Genomic DNA, 16624 nt, shown 5'->3' with positions numbered 1-16624 from the left:
CATGCCACAACCAAGCCGACCACGAAAAGGCTCGCTGGGCTACGGCCCGCGCACCCGCGCAGACAGCGAGGTGCCGCGCATCCGTTCGTGGCCAGACGACGACGGGGCCCCTGCGCTGCAGGGATTCGCCGGCTACAAGGCCGGGATGACCCACGTCATGATGGTCAACGACGAGGCGAACTCGCCGCGTGAAGGGATGGAGGAGGCCGTCCCCGTCACCGTCGTCGAGACGCCGCCGATGTACGCCGTCGCAGTCCGAGCCTACGAGGACACGCCGTACGGACAGAAGCCGGTCGAAGAGGTCTGGGCGACCGAGTTCCACGAGGAGCTCGACCGCGCGCTCGACCTGCCGGCGGAAGACACCTTCGAGGAGAACGCCGACGAGCTGCGCGCGCTGCTCGACGACGGCGTCGTCGACGACGTGCGCGTCATCACGCACACGGCGCCCTCGGAGCTCTCGAACGTCCCCAAGAAGAAGCCCGACGTCATGGAGACGCGCGTCGGCGGCGGCTCCCTCGAGGAGCGCGCCGACTTCGCGCTGGACCTGGTCGCCGAGGGCGGCGCCCACGAGTTCGGCGACGTCTTCCGCGCCGGGCAGTACACCGACGTCTCCGGCATCACGAAGGGGAAGGGGACGCAGGGTCCCGTCAAGCGCTGGGGCGTTCAGAAGCGGAAGGGCAAACACGCCCGCCAGGGATGGCGGCGCCGGATCGGCAACCTCGGTCCGTGGAACCCCTCCCGCGTCCGCTCCACCGTGCCCCAGCAGGGCCAGACCGGCTACCACCAGCGCACCGAGCTCAACAAGCGCCTCATCGACTTCGGCGAGGGGTCGGACGCCTCCGTCGACGGCGGCTTCGTCAACTACGGCGAGGTCGACGGCGAGTACGCGCTCATCAAGGGCTCGCTGCCCGGACCGGACCAGCGTCTGCTGCGGTTCCGCCCGGCCATCCGGCCGAACGACCAGCCGCGCCTCGACCCCGAGGTCCGGTACGTTTCCACCGAATCCAACCAGGGATAACCAATGAACGCAACAGTACACGACCTGGACGGCGACGAGGCGGGCAGCATCGAGCTGCCGGCCGTCTTCGAGACCGCGTTCCGACCGGACCTCATCGGTCGCGCGGTCGGCGCCGCCCAGGCAAACCGGAAGCAGGCCTACGGGGCAGACGAGTTCGCCGGGCTGCGGACGCCCGCCGAGTCGTTCGGCTCCGGGCGCGGGCTCGCGCACGTGCCGCGACAGGAGAACGTCGCCCGCCGCGTCCCGCACGCCGTGTCGGGCCGCGCCGCGCACCCGCCGAAGGCCGAGAAGGACCAGTCGAAGCAACTGAACGACAAGGAGCGACAGCTCGCCATCCGGTCGGCCATCGCGGCCACGACCGACGCCGAGCTCGTCGCCGAGCGCGGTCACGCGTTCGACGAGGACCTCGACCTCCCGCTCGTCGTGAGCGACGAGTTCGAGGACCTGAAGAAGACCCAGGAGGCCCTGGGCGTCCTCGAGGCCGTCGGCGTCGACGCCGACATCGAGCGCGCCGAGGAGGGCCGCTCCGTCCGCGCCGGACAGGGGAAGGCCCGCGGCCGCAAGTACCGCCAGCCGAAGTCCGTCCTCGTCGTCACCAGCGAGGAGCCGTCCCGCGCCGCCCGCAACCTCGCGGGCGTCGACGTCGCGACCGCTCGCGAGGTCAACGCCGAGGACCTCGCGCCGGGCGCGCATCCGGGCCGACTCACGCTGTGGACCGAAAGCGCCGTCGCGGAGGTGGCCGACCGATGAACTCGATCATCGAGCATCCGATCGTCACCGAGCAGGCGATGAACGAGATGGACTTCAACAACAAGCTGCTGTTCCTCGTCGACGTCGACGCGACCAAGCCGGAGATCACCTCCGAGGTCGCCGAGCGCTACGACGTGGGCGTCGCGAACGTCAACACGCAGGTGACGCCGCAGGGCGAGAAGAAGGCGATCGTCACCCTGTCGGAGGACGACGACGCGACCGAAATCGCCTCGCGCATCGGGGTGTTCTGAGATGGGACGACGAATCCAAGGACAACGGCGCGGACGCGGCGGCCCGACGTTCCGGGCCCCCTCGCACCGTTACAAGGCGGAACTGTCGCACAAGAAGCTCGAAGACGTGGACACGATCACCGGCGAGATCGTCGGGATCGAACACGACCCGGCCCGCTCGGCCCCCCTCGCGGAGGTCGAGTTCGAGGACGACGACCGTCGCCTCGTGCTCGCCCCGGAAGGCGTGCGCGTCGGCGAGACGATCCAGGTCGGCGTCTCGGCGGAGATCAAGCCGGGCAACACGCTCCCGCTGGCGGAGATCCCCGAGGGCGTACCCGTGTGTAACGTCGAGAGCAACCGCGGGGACGGCGGGAAGTTCGCGCGCGCCTCCGGCGTGTCCGCGACGCTTCTCACCCACGACCGCGACGTCGCGGTCGTCCAGCTCCCCAGCGGCGAAGTGAAGCGACTCGACCCCCAGTGCCGCGCCACGATCGGCGTGGTCGCGGGCGGCGGCCGGACGGAGAAGCCCTTCGTCAAGGCCGGCAACAAGCACCACAAGATGAAAGCGCGCGGCACCAAGTATCCGCGCGTGCGCGGCGTCGCGATGAACGCCGTCGACCACCCCTTCGGTGGCGGTGGTCGCCAACACCCCGGCCAGCCGAAGTCCGTCTCGCGGGACGCCCCGCCGGGACGCAAGGTCGGTGACATCGCATCCAAGCGCACCGGACGAGGTGGCAACAAATGAGTTCAGACTACCGAACCGGCCGCGAGGGCAAGGAGTTCGCCTACCGCGGTCACTCGCTCGACGAGCTGCAGGAGATGGACGTAGAGGAGGTCGCGGAACTGCTCCCCGCACGCCAGCGGCGAAGCATCGTTCGCGGTCTCAGCACCGAACAGCAGAAGCTGCTGGAGACGGTCCGGAGCCGCGACAAGGAGACGACGGCGGACGACCCGATCCGGACGCACCTGCGCGACATGCCGGTCCTGCCGGAGTTCGTCGGCGTCACCTTCGCCGTGTACAACGGACACAGCTTCGAGCGCGTTCAGGTCGAACCCGAGATGATCGGGCACTACCTCGGTGAGTTCCACCTCACCCGAAGCACCGTCGAACACGGTCAGGCCGGCATCGGCGCGACCCGGTCCTCGAAGTTCGTGCCCCTCAAGTAACCCATGGGAATCAACTACAGCGTCGAGGCCGACCCGGAGACCACCGCCAAGGGGATGCTCCGCGACCGGCCCATCAGCGTGAAGGACAGCAAGGAGATCTCCCGAGAGATCAAAGGCGAGACGGTCGCCGACGCGGAGGAGTTCCTCCAGGAGGTCATCGACGAGGAGTCGTCCGTCCCGATGCGCCAGCACAACGCCGGCGCGGGACACCGCTCCGACGTCGACGGCTGGGACGCGGGACGGTACCCCGAGAAGGCCGCCAAGGACTTCCTCAAGCTCTTGGAGAACGTCAAGAACAACGCCGACGAACAGGGGTTCGACGGCGAGGAGATGGTCATCAAACACGTGGCCCCCCACAAGGTCGGCGAGCGACCCGGCCGGAACCCCCGCGCCGCGGGCGCGACGGAGTGGAACACCACGCTCGCGGACGTCGAACTGATCATCGAGGAGCCGGAGGCTGACAACTAATGGCTGACGAACACCAATTCATCGAGGACGGCCTTCGCCGTTCCCAGATCAACGAGTTCTTCGCGGACGAGCTCGGCCGCGCCGGCTACGGCGGGATGGACGTCGCCCAGACGCCGATGGGCACCCAGATCGTCCTGAAGGCCGAAAAGCCCGGCATGGTGATCGGGAAGGGCGGGAAGAACATCCGCAAGATCACCACCGAGCTCGAGGAGCGCTTCGACATGGACGACCCGCAGATCGACGTTCAGGAGGTCGACGAGCCCGACCTGAACGCCCAGATCGTCGCGGACCGTCTCGCGAACGCCCTCGAACGCGGCTGGTACTTCCGGAAGGCCGGTCACACCACGATCGACCGCATCATGGACGCGGGCGCGCTGGGCGCCGAGATCGTCCTGTCCGGGAAGGTCACCGGTGCGCGCTCGCGCGTCGAGAAATTCAACCGCGGCTACATCAAGCACAACGGCGAGCCCGCAGAGGAGGTCGTCGACCACGGCCAGGGCGTCGCCGTCATGAAGCTCGGGACGATCGGCGTCAACGTCAAGATCATCCCGCCGGGTGCGACGCTCCCGGACGACTTCCAGGTCCGCGAGGACGCCGAGGTCCCGGAGGTCGAGCAGGCGGCGGTCGACGCCGACGCCGACGAGGGCGTCGAGTCGCTCCTCGAAGAGGACCCCGACGAGGTCCCGGACGTGGGTGGCGACGCCGACGTCGACGTCCCCGACGAGGACCCCGCGGAGGTCATCGACGAGGAGGTCGTCGAAGAGGTCGTCGAGGAGACCCAGGAGACGGCCGCCGAGGCGACCGACGTCGCCGCGGAGGAACCGGTCGACGAGGACGTCGACGCCGACGAGCTCGACGACCTCGACGAAGAGATCGAGTCCGAGGCGGCCGACCTCGTCGCGGAGATGGAGGCGGCCGACGAGGAAGACGAGGGGGACGAGTAAATGGCGATCCTCTACACCGACGAGATCCGCGACATGACCGCGGCGGAGCGGCAGGTCGAACTCGAGGAGCTCGAGACCGAGCTGCTCAACTCGAAGGCGCAGCGGGCGGCCGGCGGCATGCCGGAGAGCCCGGGCCGCGTCAACGAGCTGAAGAAGACCATCGCGCGGATCAAGACGATCCAGGCGGAAGAAGGCGACTTCGACGACGAGGAACAGTAAGATGATCTCCCCCGACACGCTCGTTCGACACGAGCTCGTCGGCCTCCCGGTTCGGGTGGTCGACGCCGACAGCGACGCCCACGTGGGCATCGCGGGTCGCGTGCTCGACGAGACGTTCGGCACCCTCGTGGTCCGGACGGGGTCGGGGGACAAGCGCGTGCCCAAGTCGGGCGCGACGTTCGAGTTCGGCGTCGTCGAGACGCCGACCGCTCGCACAGATGAAGCCGCCGGCGACGGAGGGTCGCCGGGGTCCGCGTCCCAACTCGGGTCGGATACTACGGGGGTCCGCCCCCGTCAGTCTGGCCCGTCCGGGTCCGAAAGCGCCGTCGACGGTGACGGCGCGGGCCCGGCGAGCCGACGAGGCGAGTGCAAAGACGCGGTCTACGCGACGGTGGATGGCGATCGGTTGCGACATCGGCCCGCCGAACGCACCGAACGAGGTGCCACACAATGGCGATAGGAATCGACGTACCCACGCCTCCGGAGCCAGACAACCCGGAGGATTACGACTACGAGAAGTGCCCGTTCTACGGGCAGCTCTCCGTCCGCGGCCAGACCCGCGAGGGAACGGTCGTGTCGACGGATATGGAAAAGACCGTCATCGTCGAGCGAGAGTACGACGTGTTCGTACCGAAATACGACCGGTACATGAAGCGTCGCTCGCGCATCCCGGCCCACGTGCCGGGCGTGCTCGACTCGCTCGAAGTCGGTGACGAAGTGAAAATCGCGGAGACGCGACCGCTCTCGAAGACGAAGTCCCACGTCGTCGTCGAGATCCTGTCGGGTGATCAGTGATGGAGGCGCTCAAGGCCGACGTCACGCAGGGGCTCTCGAAGGGCTCGCTGATTACGTGCGCCGACAACACCGGCGCCCGTGAGCTGAAGGTGATCTCCGTGTCGGGCTACTCCGGCACGAAGAACCGCCACCCGAAGGCGGGGATCGGCGACAAGGTGACCGTCTCGGTCACCAAAGGGACGCCGGAGATGCGGCGGCAGGTGCTGGAGGCGGTCGTCGTCCGCCAGCGCAAGCCGATCCGCCGTCCGGACGGCACGCGCGTGAAGTTCGAGGACAACGCGGCCGTCATCATCGACGACCTCGAGGAGCCGCGGGGCACGGAGATCAAAGGCCCCGTCGCCCGCGAGGTCGCCGAACGATTCGGGAGCATCGCCTCGACCGCGACGATGATCGTCTAACTATGACGAACCAGCCACGCAAACAACGAAAACGGTCGGAGACCGCGCCGCTCCACGAGCGGCAGAACCAGGTCCGGGCCACCCTCACCGAGGATCTCCGCGACGAGTACGGACAGCGGAACGTCCGCGTCAACGCCGGCGACACCGTCGAGGTGCTTCGCGGCGACGCGGCCGGCACGGAGGCGGAGGTCGTCTCCGTCGACCTGTCCGCCGAGCGGATCACGGTCGAGGACGTCACCGTCGAGAAGGCGGACGGGGAGGAGGTTCCCCGCCCCATCCCGGCGAGCAACGTCCGGGTGACCGAACTGGACCTCGAAGACGAGCGCCGCGAGGCGCGGCTCCAGGAGGACAACGAATGACGCGACACCAGAAGCGACTGTCAGTACCGAACTCCTGGCCGGTCGAGCGCAAGACGAACACGTTCACGGTGAAGGCGGGCGCGGGCCCGCACGGCGAGGCGGGCGTTCCCCTCGTCGTCCTGCTGCGGGACGTGCTCGGCTACGTCGACTCGACGAAGGAGGCGCGCTACGCGCTGAACAACGACTCGATCCTCGTCAACGGGGACGCCATCTCGGACGAGCAGCGTCCGATCGGGATGTTCGACATCCTGGCGTTCCCCGAGCGCGGGGAGTACTTCCGCGTCTTCCCCGACGAGGGCGGTCGGCTCGCGCTGACCCCCGTCGACGAGGAGGCCGCGGGCAGCCGGCTCGGGAAGATCACGAACAAGACCGTCGTCCCCGGCGGGGTCGTCCAGCTGACGCTCCACGACGGGACGAACGTCCGCGTGGACGACGACGCGGACTACGAGACGAACGACTCGATCGTCGTCGACAACGAGACGAAGGAGATCGTCGCCCACTTCGAGTACGAGGAGGGCGCCCTCGTCACCGCCGTCGCCGGCCAGCACGCCGGTCAGATCGGCGAGATCGACGACATCGACGTGACGCTCGGCTCCGGCGACAACACCGTCACCGTCGCCAGCGACGGCGGCGGCTACGAGACGATCGAGGAGTACGTCGTCGTGATCGACGAGAACTTCACGGACGACGACGAGGCGGGTGATTCGGATGAGTGAAGCCGAGAGCGCCGACCACGAGATGCGCGAGCCGTACCTCGAGAAGGTCGTCGTCCACATGGGCGTCGGACAGGGCGGAGAGCCCCTCGCCGACGCCGAGCAGATCATCGAGGAGATCACGGGCCAGCAGTCGGTCCGGACCACCTCGAAGCGCACCATCGCCGAGTTCGGGATCCGCAAGGGCGACCCGATCGGCGTGAAGGTGACGCTGCGGGGCGAGGACGCGCACGCGTTCCTCGAGACCGCGCTGGACCTGGTCGACGTCGGCCGGAGCCAGTTCGACGACACGGGTAACCTCAGCTTCGGGGTCGAGGACCACACCGACTTCCCGAGCCAGGAGTACGATCCCAACACCGGGATCTACGGCCTCGACGTGACGACAACGATCGTCCGTCCCGGCTACCGCGTCTCGAAACGCGACAAGGCGACGGGGACCATCCCCGCCCGCCACCGGATGACAGCCGAGGACGCGGCCGCGTTCCTCGAAACGAACTTCGACGTCGAGGTAAGCGAATGAGCGAAGCGAACAACGACACGGGCGAGCACGCCGCGAAGCGCACCGACTCCCGGCACACGTGCCGGCGGTGCGACCGCGAGCAGGGACTCGTCGGCAAGTACGACATCAACCTCTGCCGCCAGTGCTTCCGCGAGGTCGCCCGAGACATGGGATTCGAGAAGTACAGCTGATCATGACGGGAAACGATCCATTCACCAACGCGCTCGCCGGCATGGACAACGCCGAGAGCGTTGGCCACCTGTCGTACACGGTAGAGCCCGCTTCGAACATCATCGGCTCCGTCCTCGAGGTCCTCTACGACCGCGGGTACGTCGACGGCTTCGAGTACGTCGACGACGGGAAGGCCGGGAAGTTCGAGGTCGAACTGAAAGGCGCGATCAACGAGTGTGGCGCCGTCAAGCCCCGCTACTCGGCGGGCGCTGACGAGTTCGAGAAGTGGGAGAAGCGATACCTCCCCGCCCGTGACTACGGGACGCTCATCGTCACGACGAGCCACGGCGTCATGAGCCACTACGAGGCCCGCGAAGCGGGCATCGGCGGCCAAGTGATCGCATACGTCTACTAACAATGAACAGAGTCGAAATCGAGATTCCGGACGACGTCTCCGCCGAGACCGACCACCTCGAACTCACCGTCGAGGGGCCCAACGGAAGCGTCACGCGACGCCTCTGGTACCCCGACGTCGACGTGTCTGTCGAGGACGGCGCGGTGGTCATCGCGACCGAGAACGAGGACGCCAAGACCAACGCCACGGTCGGCACCTTCGAGAGCCACGTCGCCAACATGATCCACGGCGTCACCGAGGGCTGGGAGTACGCGATGGAAGTGTACTACGCCCACTTCCCGATGCAGGTGAACGTGGAGGGCGACGAGGTCGTCATCGAGAACTTCCTCGGAGAGAGCGCCGCGCGGCGCACCCCGATCCGCGGAGACACGGACGTACAGGTCGACGGCGAGACGGTCACGCTGACGGGCTCCGACAAGGAGGCCGTCGGGCAGACCGCCGCCGACATCGAACAGCTGACGAAGGTGACCGACAAGGACACGCGCGTCTTCCAGGACGGCGTGTACATCGTCGAGAAGCCCACCGGAGGTGCCTAACCAATGGCAGACGAACTGGAAGACATCAGCGGCGTCGGTCCCTCGAAGGCGGACGCGCTTCGCGAGGCCGGCTACGAGACGGTCGAGGACGTGAAGGCCGCCTCCCAGTCGGAGCTCTCCGAGGTCGACGGCGTCGGCAACGCGCTCGCCGCGCGTATCAAGGCCGACGTCGGCGGACTGGAGGTCGACGAGGAGGCGGACGCGGAGATCGAAGACGAGACCGACGAGGAGGAGGCGGCCGACGAGGCCGAGGAGTCCGAGGCGGTCGAGACGGAGCTTCGCCCCCGCGGCCACGCCGACAAGACGCCGGAACTGGACGACGAGACCGCTCGCGCGCTCGCGCAGAAGCACCGCGAGGGGAAACCGCAGTTCAACCGGCAGGACTACCACAAGAAAAAGCGGATCCCGACGTCGTGGCGCAAGCCGCGCGGCGGGCTCTCCAAGCAGCGCCGCCGCATGAAGTCGAAGGGGCCGGTCGTCGAGGCCGGCTTCCGCTCGCCCAAGGCGTCGCGCGACCTGCACCCGAGCGGCTTCGAGGAGGTCCGCGTTCACAACACGGACGACCTCGAGGGCGTCGACGGCGACACGCAGGCGGTGCGGATCGCCTCGAAGGTCGGCGGTCGCAAGCGCGAACTGATCGAGGACGAGGCGGAGGAGCGCGGCATCCGCGTGCTGAACCCGACCTACGTCGAAGTGGAGGTCAACGATGAGTGATCTGAAGGCGCAGAAACGGCTCGCAGCGGACGAGCTCGACGTCGGCAAGGGCCGCGTCTGGCTCGACCCCGACGCACAGGAGGAGATCGCGGACGCGATCACCCGCGAGGACGTCCGCGAGCTCATCGACCAGGGAACGATCCGCGCGAAGGACGCGAAGACGAACTCGCGCGGTCGCGCCCGCGAGCGCGCCGACAAGCGCTCGTACGGACACCAGTCCGGCGCCGGCTCCCGCAAGGGGCGCTCCGGCGCGCGGCAGAACACGAAAGACGACTGGAAGGCGCGCATCCGCGCACAGCGGGCCCGCCTGAAGGAGCTTCGCGACGAGGAAGACGTGCTCGACGCCTCCGAGTACCGCACGCTCTACAACAAGGCAAGCGGGGGAGACTTCGAGGACGTCGCCCGTCTCGAGGCGTTCATCGAGACGCAGTACGGTTACGAGGTGACGGACTAATGGCGACAGGACCACGATACAAGGTGCCGATGCGGCGCCGCCGCGAGGTGCGGACGGATTACCATCAGAGGTTGCGCCTGCTGAAATCGGGCAAGCCTCGCCTGGTCGCCCGGGTGAGCAACGCTCACGTCAGGGCGCAGCTGGTGACCCCCGGACCCGACGGCGACGAGACCCACGCGGCCGCCTCCAGCGAGGAGCTCGGCGAGTACGGCTGGGACGCCCCCACGGGCAACCTCCCCAGCGCGTACCTCACCGGCTTCCTCGCGGGCGCCCGCGCCGTCGACGCCGGCCTCGACGAGGCCGTCCTCGACATCGGGCTCAACACGGCGACGCCCGGCAACAAGACGTTCGCGGTACAGGAAGGAGCGATCGACGCGGGCCTCGATATCCCGCACAACGACGACGTGCTGGCCGACTGGTCGCGCACGCGCGGCGAACACATCGCCGACTACGCAGAGCAGCTCGACGAGCCGCTGTACAGCGGCGAGTTCGACGCCAGCGAGCTACCCGAGCACTTCGACGACGTGCTCGCGACAATCCAGGAGGACCATGAGTAGACACAACGACGGCTGGGAACCGCGGACGCGACTCGGCCGCAAGGTACAGGACGGCGACATCACGTCGATGGAACAGGCGCTCGAGTCCGGCCTCCCGCTGAAGGAGGCGGAGATCGTCGACCAGCTCCTCCCGGGGCTCGAAGACGAGGTGCTGGACATCAACATGGTCCAGCGCATGACCGACTCCGGCCGCCGCGTGAAGTTCCGCTGCGTCGTCGCCGTGGGCAACCGCGACGGCTACCTCGGCTACGCGCAGGCCCGCGACGACCAGGTCGGCGGCGCGATCCAGAAGGCGATCGACGTCGCGAAGCTGAACATCATCTCGGTCGACCGCGGCTCCGGGTCCTGGGAGGACCAGCCCGGCGGCACCAACTCCCTGACCCGCACGGCGAAGGGGAAGGCCGGCTCCGTCACCGTCGAGATCAAGCCCGCCCCGCAGGGGCTAGGCCTCGCGGCCGCGGAGACGGTCCGCAACATCTTAGAGCTCGCCGGCGTCGAGGACGCCTGGACGAACTCCGACGGCAACACGCGCACGACGGTGAACCTCGCGAAGGCGACGTTCAACGCCTTGGAGAACGCGGCGCAGTCCCGCACTCCGCAGCACGCGCGCGAGGTCCACTACGACGAGGTGAGCGAGTGATGCAGGCGATCGTTCAGCTCCGCGGCGACGTCAACCTGGACTACGACGTCGAGGACACGCTCGGCATGCTGAACGTCGGGCGCGTCAACCACGCGACGTTCGTCCCCGAGACGGACTCGTACCGCGGCATGATCACGAAGGTCAACGACGTCGTCGCGTTCGGGGAACCGAGCGCCGAGGCCGTCGCGCGGACCGTCGCGCGGCGCGGCGAGCCCCTCGAGGGCTCGGCCGACGTCGACGACGAGTGGATCGGATCGAACACCGACTACGCCGACCTCGAGGCGCTGGCCGAAGCGCTCGTCGACGAGGAGACGACCCTGCGCGAGCAGGGCCTCTCGCCGACGCTCCGGCTCCACGCGCCCCGCGGCGGTCACGAGGGCATCAAACACCCCGTGATCGAGGGCGGCGAGCTCGGGAAACACACCACCGAGGAGATCGACAGTCTCCTGGAGGCGATGCGATGACGAGCAAGAAACGACGACAGCGCGGCTCTCGCACGCACGGCGGCGGCACGCACAAGAATCGGCGCGGCGCCGGTCACCGCGGCGGCCGCGGCGCGGCCGGTCGCGCGAAACACGAGTACCACAACTACGGCCCGCTCGGCAAGCACGGGTTCAAGCGGCCCGAGGACGCCCAGACGGAGGTCCTCGAAGTGAAGGTCCAGAAGCTCGACGAGGACGCGGCGCTGTACGCCGCGGACGGCCTCGCCGAGGAGGACGGCGACGCGTACGTCTTCGACGCGCGCGACGTCGTCGAGGACGGCCACGAGGCGGACGTCGTGAAGGTGCTCGGCGGCGGGCAGGTCCGGCGCGAGCTCCGCGTCACGGCCGACGCGTTCACGGCCGGTGCGGTCGAGCTCATCGAGGAGGCCGGCGGCGAGGCGACGCTCTCGGAGCGCGCCGAAGAGCCCGCTGACGAACCGGAAAACACTTCCGACGACGAGAACGACGAGGCGTAACATGAGCTGGAAGGAGGCCGCCGAACCGGTGCTCTCGCGGATGCCCGTCGTGGAGCGGCCCGCGGGGCACGTCCCGTTCAAGCGGAAGCTCACGTGGACGGCCGGAATCCTGATCGTCTACTTCTTCCTGACCAACATCAACCCGTTCGGGTTGGCGGTCGGGCAGGGGTCGGACTTCTTCGGGCAGTTCCGGTCGGTGCTGGCCGGATCGTCCGGGTCGCTGTTGCAGGTCGGTATCGGACCGATCGTCACGGCGTCCATCGTCCTCCAGCTGCTGGGCGGTGCGAACCTCCTCGGGCTCGACACGGAGAACGACCCGCGTGACCAGGTCCTCTATCAGGGCCTCCAGAAGCTGCTCGTGATCATCGTCTCGGCGCTGACGGCGGCGCCGATGGTGTTCACCGGGAGCTTCCTCCCGGCCGACGACGCGGTCGCGAGCGCGCTCGGCATCGGCACGTTCGGCGTGCAGCTGCTGATCTTCGCGCAGATCTTCGTCGGCGGCATCCTCATCCTGTTCATGGACGAGATCGTGAGCAAGTGGGGCGTCGGCTCCGGCGTCGGGCTGTTCATCATCGCGTCGGTGAGCCAGCAGATCGTCGGCGGCTTCTTCAGCTTCTCGGCGCTCGGCGCGTCCGGCTTCTTCGCGAGCTGGTACGGCGTCATCTTCGGCAACGTGCCGGTGTCGATGTCGCCGTTCACCGCCGAGGGGCTCCAGAACCTCCTCTTCGACCCCGGGAACATTCTGGCACTCTTCACCACGGTGTTCATCTTCGGGATCGTCGTGTACGCGGAGTCCGTCCGCGTCGAGATCCCGCTGTCGCACGCCCGCGTGAAGGGCGCTCGCGGACGCTTCCCGGTGAAGCTCATCTACGCGTCCGTCCTGCCGATGATCCTCGTTCGCGCGCTGCAGGCGAACATCCAGTTCCTCGGCCAGATCCTCTCCTCGCAGTGGGCGGGGATGCCGGCGTTCCTCGGCGAGTACAGCGACGCCGGACAGCCCATCTCCGGGCTGTTCTACTACCTGAACCCCATCCAGAGCCGCGGACAGTGGATGTGGTTCCTCGGCGAGATCCCGGCCTCCGTGGAGCCGTGGATGATCGCGGTCCGGCTCGCCGTCGACCTGACGTTCATGATCGTCGGCGGCGCCATCTTCGCGATCTTCTGGGTCGAGACCACCGGTATGGGGCCGGAGGCGACCGCGAAGCAGATCCAGAACTCCGGGATGCAGATCCCCGGGTTCCGTCGGAACCCGCAGGTCGTCGAGAAGGTCATGGAGCGGTACATCCCGCAGGTGACGGTCATCGGCGGCGCCCTCGTCGGGCTGCTCGCCGTGATGGCGAACCTGCTCGGCACCATCGGTCAGGTCTCCGGAACCGGGCTGCTGCTGGCGGTCTCTATCACGTACAAGCTGTACGAGGAGATCGCGGAAGAGCAGCTGATGGAGATGCACCCGATGATGCGCCAGATGTTCGGAAACGAGTAGCGCTCCGCGACACATCCTTTTCGCGTCGAGTACCGCCCCTCCCAGCCGCCGGTTCGTCCGTTCGACCCGGGATCTCCGCGTTTATTGTCCCCGCCGACCAATCGTGCCGCATGGCAGACACGATCCTCGTGCCGCTCGAACTCCCGGACCCCGAGCCGCTGTCGCCGCTGCTGATCGAGGACCTCTCGTCGCTTGACGTCGTGGTGCTCGGGCACTACGCCCTCCCGGAGCAGACGCCGGCCAGCTCCGCCCGCGAGCAGTTCGGCGAGGCGGCGCGGGCGACGCTCGACGAGGTCGCCGACGCCTTCGCCAACGCGGGGGCGTCAGTCCGGACGCGGCTGGTGTTCGGGAAGGACCGGGCCGCCGCGATCCAGCAGGTCGCGACCGACGAGGGGTGCGCCGCCGAACTCGACCCCGCGCCGACCGACGGCGTGCGGCGTATCCTCGTGCCGCTCCCGGACGTGGCGGAGTTCGAACGGCTCCCGCGGTTCATCCGCGTGTTGAGCGAGGACTCGACCCAGCGGATCACGCTGTTCCACGTCGTCGAGGGCGAGCAGCCCCGCGAGCGCGGCGAGGAGATCGTCTCCGAGACGCGCGACCGCCTGATCGAAGACGGGTTCGACGCCGCGGCGCTCGACACGCTGGTCGTCGAGGGGGACGAGCACGACGAGGAGATCCTCCGCGTGGCGGCCGACTACGACGCGGTCGTGATGTACGAACCCGAGTCCACCCTCGGCGATCACGTCTTCGGGACGCTCGCCGACCGCATCGCGAACGAGACCGACGACCCGGTGATCGTCGTCGACCGCGACTACTGACGCCCGCCGACGCCGTCGCGTCAGTCGCTCTGATACGCGGCCGACGGGGAACCGGGTCGCGCTACACCACCGACACGGAAGTCGGACGTCACCGCCCGAGAAGAGCTACGACTCGCCGCGCCGCTCGGATTCCTCGTCGTCGTTCTCTTCGACCGTTTCGCCGACGGTCTTCTCGACGGTCTCCTCCACCGTCTCTTCGACCGTTTCCTCGACGGTCTCCTCCACCGTCTCTTCGACCTTTTCGCCGACCGTTTCCTCGACGGTCTTCTCCACCGTCTCGCCGACTTTCTCCTCGACGGTCTCGCCGACTTTCTCCTCGACGGTCTCGCCGACTTTCTCCTCGACGGTCTCGCCGACTTTCTCCTCGACGGCCTCGCCGACCTTCTCCTCGACGGTCTTCTCAACCGTCTCGCCGACGGTCTCCTCGACTTTGCCCGTGACCTCCTCGCTGACGGTGTCGCTCACGTCGTCGGCGACCTCGCTGACCTCCTTGTTGAAGGTCTCGCCGACGGTCTTCTCGACGGTTTCCCCGACGCTCTTCTCGACCTCCTTGCTCACCGTCTCCTCGACCTTCTCGCCGACGGTCTCCTCGACGGTCTTCTCGACTTCCTTGCTCACCGTTTCGCCGACGGTCTTCTCGACCTCCTTGTTGACCGTTTCGCCGACGGTCTTCTCGACGGTCTCACCGACGGTCTTCTCGACCTCCTTGTCGACGGTCTCGCCGACGCTCTCCTCGACCTTCTTGCCGACTTGGTCCGCCACCTCGCGGGTCATCCAGTCCGGGTCGAACCGCGCCATCTTCCAGACCACGTGGATCACGTAGGAGGCGAACACCCCGATCCCGAACGCGATCGCGACGTTGTTCATCTGCGTCGTCGCGATCAACACGATCGACAAGACGATCAGGGCGCCGTACGCGATGTCGGTTATCGCGTCCACTCGCGCCGGACTTACCATCCTCGCCCCTCCGTTCCGTCGTCGACTGCGGCGGGCCGTCCCCGTGCGGCGTCTCCGTTCATACGTTTACCTTCCGCGCCGACGGCGTAAAAGCCACTCATTGTCTCCGTCCCCGGGCGCCGTTCGGCGCTTCGGCGGCCCGCCGGTCCCGGAGCGGGGTCCTTTTAGCCCGGGCTGGCCGAATCGACGGTATGGACATCGAAGAGGGCGGACTCACCGTCTCCGTCCCGGAGGCGCGCGACGGCGCCAGCGAGGGCACCGGCGGCGGCGTCTTCTTCAACCCGACCCAGGAACTGAACCGCGACGTGACGGTCGCGACGCTGCGCGCCTACCGCGACCGCGAGCCGCGCGCGGCCTCGTACCTCGACGCGATGGCCGCCTCGGGGATCCGAGGCGTCCGCGCGGCCGCCGAGGGGTACCGGGTCACCTGCGCCGACGTCGACGAGGAGGCGGTCGAACTCGCCGCCGCGAACCTCGACGTCAACGACCTCGACGGCGAGGCGGTCCACCGCGACGTCAACGCCCTGCTGTACGACGAGGGCCCGTTCGACGTCGTCGACCTCGACCCGTACGGCACGCCGATCCCCTTCGCGGACGCGGCGTTCGCGAACGGTCGCAACCTGGTCTGCGTCACCGCCACCGACACCGCGCCGCTGTGCGGGGCCCACCTCCAGAGCGGGATCCGCAAGTACGGCGCGGTCCCGCGGAACACCGACTACCACCCGGAGATGGGACTCCGGACGCTGATCTCGGCGCTCGTCCGGACCGCCGCGCGCTACGACAAGGCGGCGACGCCGGTCCTCTCGCACGTCTCCCGCCACTACGCGCGGACCTACCTCGAACTGGAGTCGGGCGCCCGCGCGGCGGACGACTGCCTCGATGGCGTCGGGTACGTCGACCACTGCGAGGACTGCCTCTGGCGCGCGGCGACGCCGGGGCACGTCGCCGACCCGGTCGACGCCTGTCCGGAGTGCGGGGGCGACCGCGTCCTCACGGCCGGCCCCATCTGGCTCGGGCCGGTCGCCGACCCCGACTTCGCGCGCGCCGTCCGCCGCGAGGTGACCGACGACATGGGCGAGGCGAAACGCGCGCGTAAGCTCCTGGGCACCGTCGCGCGCGAGCTCGACACCCCCACGCACTACGACCAGCACCGGCTGTACAAGCAGTGGGGCGAGCCCGCCATCGGGATGGACGAGTTCGTCGAGCGCCTGCGCGGGGCCGGCCACGAGGCGAGCCGCGCGCACTACCGCGGCACGGCGGTCAAGAGCACGGCCTCGATCCCCGAGATGCGCGAGGCGGTCCTCGGCGAGGACGCGGACTGACGACGCCGGCCTCGGCGGGGACCCCGTCGCGCGGCCGGC

General features: G+C 68.4%; 27 protein-coding genes. 26 read left to right on the top strand and 1 reads right to left on the bottom strand.

What is annotated here, in order from left to right; translation table 11 throughout:
- Position 1 precedes the first annotated feature (1 nt).
- From EXE50_RS12240 to EXE50_RS12120, 25 genes are all read left to right on the top strand, one after another.
- Complete coding sequence (locus tag EXE50_RS12240) at positions 2–1018, top strand: 50S ribosomal protein L3 (protein WP_137705196.1); 1017 nt, start codon at positions 2–4, stop codon at positions 1016–1018.
- Between the two features lie 3 nt (positions 1019–1021).
- Positions 1022–1768: a 50S ribosomal protein L4 gene (gene rpl4p, locus EXE50_RS12235; protein ID WP_053770514.1), complete on the top strand. Its 747-nt coding sequence runs from the start codon at positions 1022–1024 to the stop codon at positions 1766–1768.
- Positions 1765–2019, top strand: coding sequence for a 50S ribosomal protein L23 (locus EXE50_RS12230; protein ID WP_053770515.1), 255 nt, complete (start codon positions 1765–1767; stop codon positions 2017–2019). Before rpl4p ends, EXE50_RS12230 begins: the two co-directional genes overlap by 4 nt.
- Before the next feature lies 1 nt (position 2020).
- Positions 2021–2743 (top strand): 50S ribosomal protein L2, encoded by a 723-nt coding sequence (locus EXE50_RS12225; RefSeq protein WP_049897897.1) that lies wholly within the window; start codon positions 2021–2023, stop codon positions 2741–2743.
- Positions 2740–3165: a 30S ribosomal protein S19 gene (locus EXE50_RS12220; RefSeq protein ID WP_053770516.1), complete on the top strand. Its 426-nt coding sequence runs from the start codon at positions 2740–2742 to the stop codon at positions 3163–3165. Before EXE50_RS12225 ends, EXE50_RS12220 begins: the two co-directional genes overlap by 4 nt.
- Positions 3166–3168: 3 nt before the next feature.
- A complete protein-coding gene (locus tag EXE50_RS12215; RefSeq protein ID WP_053770517.1) occupies positions 3169–3633 on the top strand; it encodes a 50S ribosomal protein L22 in 465 nt (154 codons plus the stop codon).
- Positions 3633–4577 (top strand): 30S ribosomal protein S3, encoded by a 945-nt coding sequence (locus EXE50_RS12210; protein ID WP_053770518.1) that lies wholly within the window; start codon positions 3633–3635, stop codon positions 4575–4577. Before EXE50_RS12215 ends, EXE50_RS12210 begins: the two co-directional genes overlap by 1 nt.
- Complete coding sequence (gene rpmC, locus EXE50_RS12205) at positions 4578–4796, top strand: 50S ribosomal protein L29 (protein ID WP_121563060.1); 219 nt, start codon at positions 4578–4580, stop codon at positions 4794–4796. It begins immediately after the preceding gene.
- 1 nt (position 4797) lies between these two features.
- The gene (locus EXE50_RS12200) at positions 4798–5256 is read left to right on the top strand and encodes a ribonuclease P protein component 1 (protein ID WP_053770520.1); all 459 of its coding nucleotides are present in this window, start codon (positions 4798–4800) and stop codon (positions 5254–5256) included.
- The gene (locus EXE50_RS12195; protein WP_053770521.1) at positions 5247–5591 is read left to right on the top strand and encodes a 30S ribosomal protein S17; all 345 of its coding nucleotides are present in this window, start codon (positions 5247–5249) and stop codon (positions 5589–5591) included. The genes EXE50_RS12200 and EXE50_RS12195 overlap by 10 nt, the downstream gene beginning before the upstream one ends.
- Positions 5591–5989, top strand: coding sequence for a 50S ribosomal protein L14 (locus EXE50_RS12190; RefSeq protein ID WP_004597429.1), 399 nt, complete (start codon positions 5591–5593; stop codon positions 5987–5989). The genes EXE50_RS12195 and EXE50_RS12190 overlap by 1 nt, the downstream gene beginning before the upstream one ends.
- Positions 5990–5991: 2 nt before the next feature.
- Positions 5992–6348 (top strand): 50S ribosomal protein L24, encoded by a 357-nt coding sequence (gene rplX, locus EXE50_RS12185; protein WP_053770522.1) that lies wholly within the window; start codon positions 5992–5994, stop codon positions 6346–6348.
- Entirely contained in the window at positions 6345–7064 is a 720-nt protein-coding gene (locus tag EXE50_RS12180) for a 30S ribosomal protein S4e (protein ID WP_053770523.1), read from the top strand. Before rplX ends, EXE50_RS12180 begins: the two co-directional genes overlap by 4 nt.
- Complete coding sequence (locus EXE50_RS12175; RefSeq protein ID WP_121600040.1) at positions 7057–7581, top strand: 50S ribosomal protein L5; 525 nt, start codon at positions 7057–7059, stop codon at positions 7579–7581. The genes EXE50_RS12180 and EXE50_RS12175 overlap by 8 nt, the downstream gene beginning before the upstream one ends.
- The gene (locus EXE50_RS12170) at positions 7578–7751 is read left to right on the top strand and encodes a 30S ribosomal protein S14 (protein WP_004597423.1); all 174 of its coding nucleotides are present in this window, start codon (positions 7578–7580) and stop codon (positions 7749–7751) included. The genes EXE50_RS12175 and EXE50_RS12170 overlap by 4 nt, the downstream gene beginning before the upstream one ends.
- Before the next feature lie 2 nt (positions 7752–7753).
- Positions 7754–8146, top strand: a complete 393-nt coding sequence (locus EXE50_RS12165) for a 30S ribosomal protein S8 (protein WP_004597419.1) — start codon at positions 7754–7756, stop codon at positions 8144–8146.
- Positions 8147–8148: 2 nt separating this feature from the next.
- Entirely contained in the window at positions 8149–8682 is a 534-nt protein-coding gene (locus EXE50_RS12160; protein WP_053770525.1) for a 50S ribosomal protein L6, read from the top strand.
- A 3-nt stretch (positions 8683–8685) separates the two neighbouring features.
- On the top strand, positions 8686–9396 hold the full coding sequence (locus tag EXE50_RS12155; RefSeq protein ID WP_053770526.1) for a 50S ribosomal protein L32e: 711 nt from the start codon (positions 8686–8688) through the stop codon (positions 9394–9396).
- Complete coding sequence (locus tag EXE50_RS12150) at positions 9389–9850, top strand: 50S ribosomal protein L19e (protein WP_053770527.1); 462 nt, start codon at positions 9389–9391, stop codon at positions 9848–9850. Before EXE50_RS12155 ends, EXE50_RS12150 begins: the two co-directional genes overlap by 8 nt.
- On the top strand, positions 9850–10407 hold the full coding sequence (locus tag EXE50_RS12145; protein WP_053770528.1) for a 50S ribosomal protein L18: 558 nt from the start codon (positions 9850–9852) through the stop codon (positions 10405–10407). The genes EXE50_RS12150 and EXE50_RS12145 overlap by 1 nt, the downstream gene beginning before the upstream one ends.
- Positions 10400–11047 (top strand): 30S ribosomal protein S5, encoded by a 648-nt coding sequence (locus EXE50_RS12140; protein ID WP_006114456.1) that lies wholly within the window; start codon positions 10400–10402, stop codon positions 11045–11047. Before EXE50_RS12145 ends, EXE50_RS12140 begins: the two co-directional genes overlap by 8 nt.
- Positions 11047–11511 (top strand): 50S ribosomal protein L30, encoded by a 465-nt coding sequence (locus tag EXE50_RS12135; protein WP_137705195.1) that lies wholly within the window; start codon positions 11047–11049, stop codon positions 11509–11511. The genes EXE50_RS12140 and EXE50_RS12135 overlap by 1 nt, the downstream gene beginning before the upstream one ends.
- Complete coding sequence (locus tag EXE50_RS12130; protein ID WP_121600043.1) at positions 11508–12005, top strand: uL15m family ribosomal protein; 498 nt, start codon at positions 11508–11510, stop codon at positions 12003–12005. The genes EXE50_RS12135 and EXE50_RS12130 overlap by 4 nt, the downstream gene beginning before the upstream one ends.
- Before the next feature lies 1 nt (position 12006).
- Positions 12007–13488 (top strand): preprotein translocase subunit SecY, encoded by a 1482-nt coding sequence (gene secY / locus EXE50_RS12125; RefSeq protein WP_053770531.1) that lies wholly within the window; start codon positions 12007–12009, stop codon positions 13486–13488.
- Between the two features lie 110 nt (positions 13489–13598).
- Positions 13599–14306 (top strand): universal stress protein, encoded by a 708-nt coding sequence (locus EXE50_RS12120; protein WP_053770532.1) that lies wholly within the window; start codon positions 13599–13601, stop codon positions 14304–14306.
- Between the two features lie 105 nt (positions 14307–14411).
- Here EXE50_RS12120 and EXE50_RS12115 read toward each other — a convergent pair whose 3' ends face one another.
- Positions 14412–15263 (bottom strand): hypothetical protein, encoded by an 852-nt coding sequence (locus tag EXE50_RS12115; protein WP_137705194.1) that lies wholly within the window; start codon positions 15261–15263, stop codon positions 14412–14414.
- A 191-nt stretch (positions 15264–15454) separates the two neighbouring features.
- Here EXE50_RS12115 and EXE50_RS12110 point away from each other — a divergent pair, with 191 nt between their 5' ends.
- The gene (locus tag EXE50_RS12110; RefSeq protein ID WP_137705193.1) at positions 15455–16585 is read left to right on the top strand and encodes a tRNA (guanine(26)-N(2))-dimethyltransferase; all 1131 of its coding nucleotides are present in this window, start codon (positions 15455–15457) and stop codon (positions 16583–16585) included.
- Positions 16586–16624 lie beyond the last annotated feature (39 nt).

The sequence above is a fragment of the Halorubrum sp. ARQ200 genome, from assembly GCF_005435115.1.
Classification (GTDB): Archaea; Halobacteriota; Halobacteria; order Halobacteriales; family Haloferacaceae; genus Halorubrum; species Halorubrum tropicale.
Note: the sequence above shows the minus strand (reverse complement) of the source record. Positions and strands in the feature narration are given on the sequence as shown.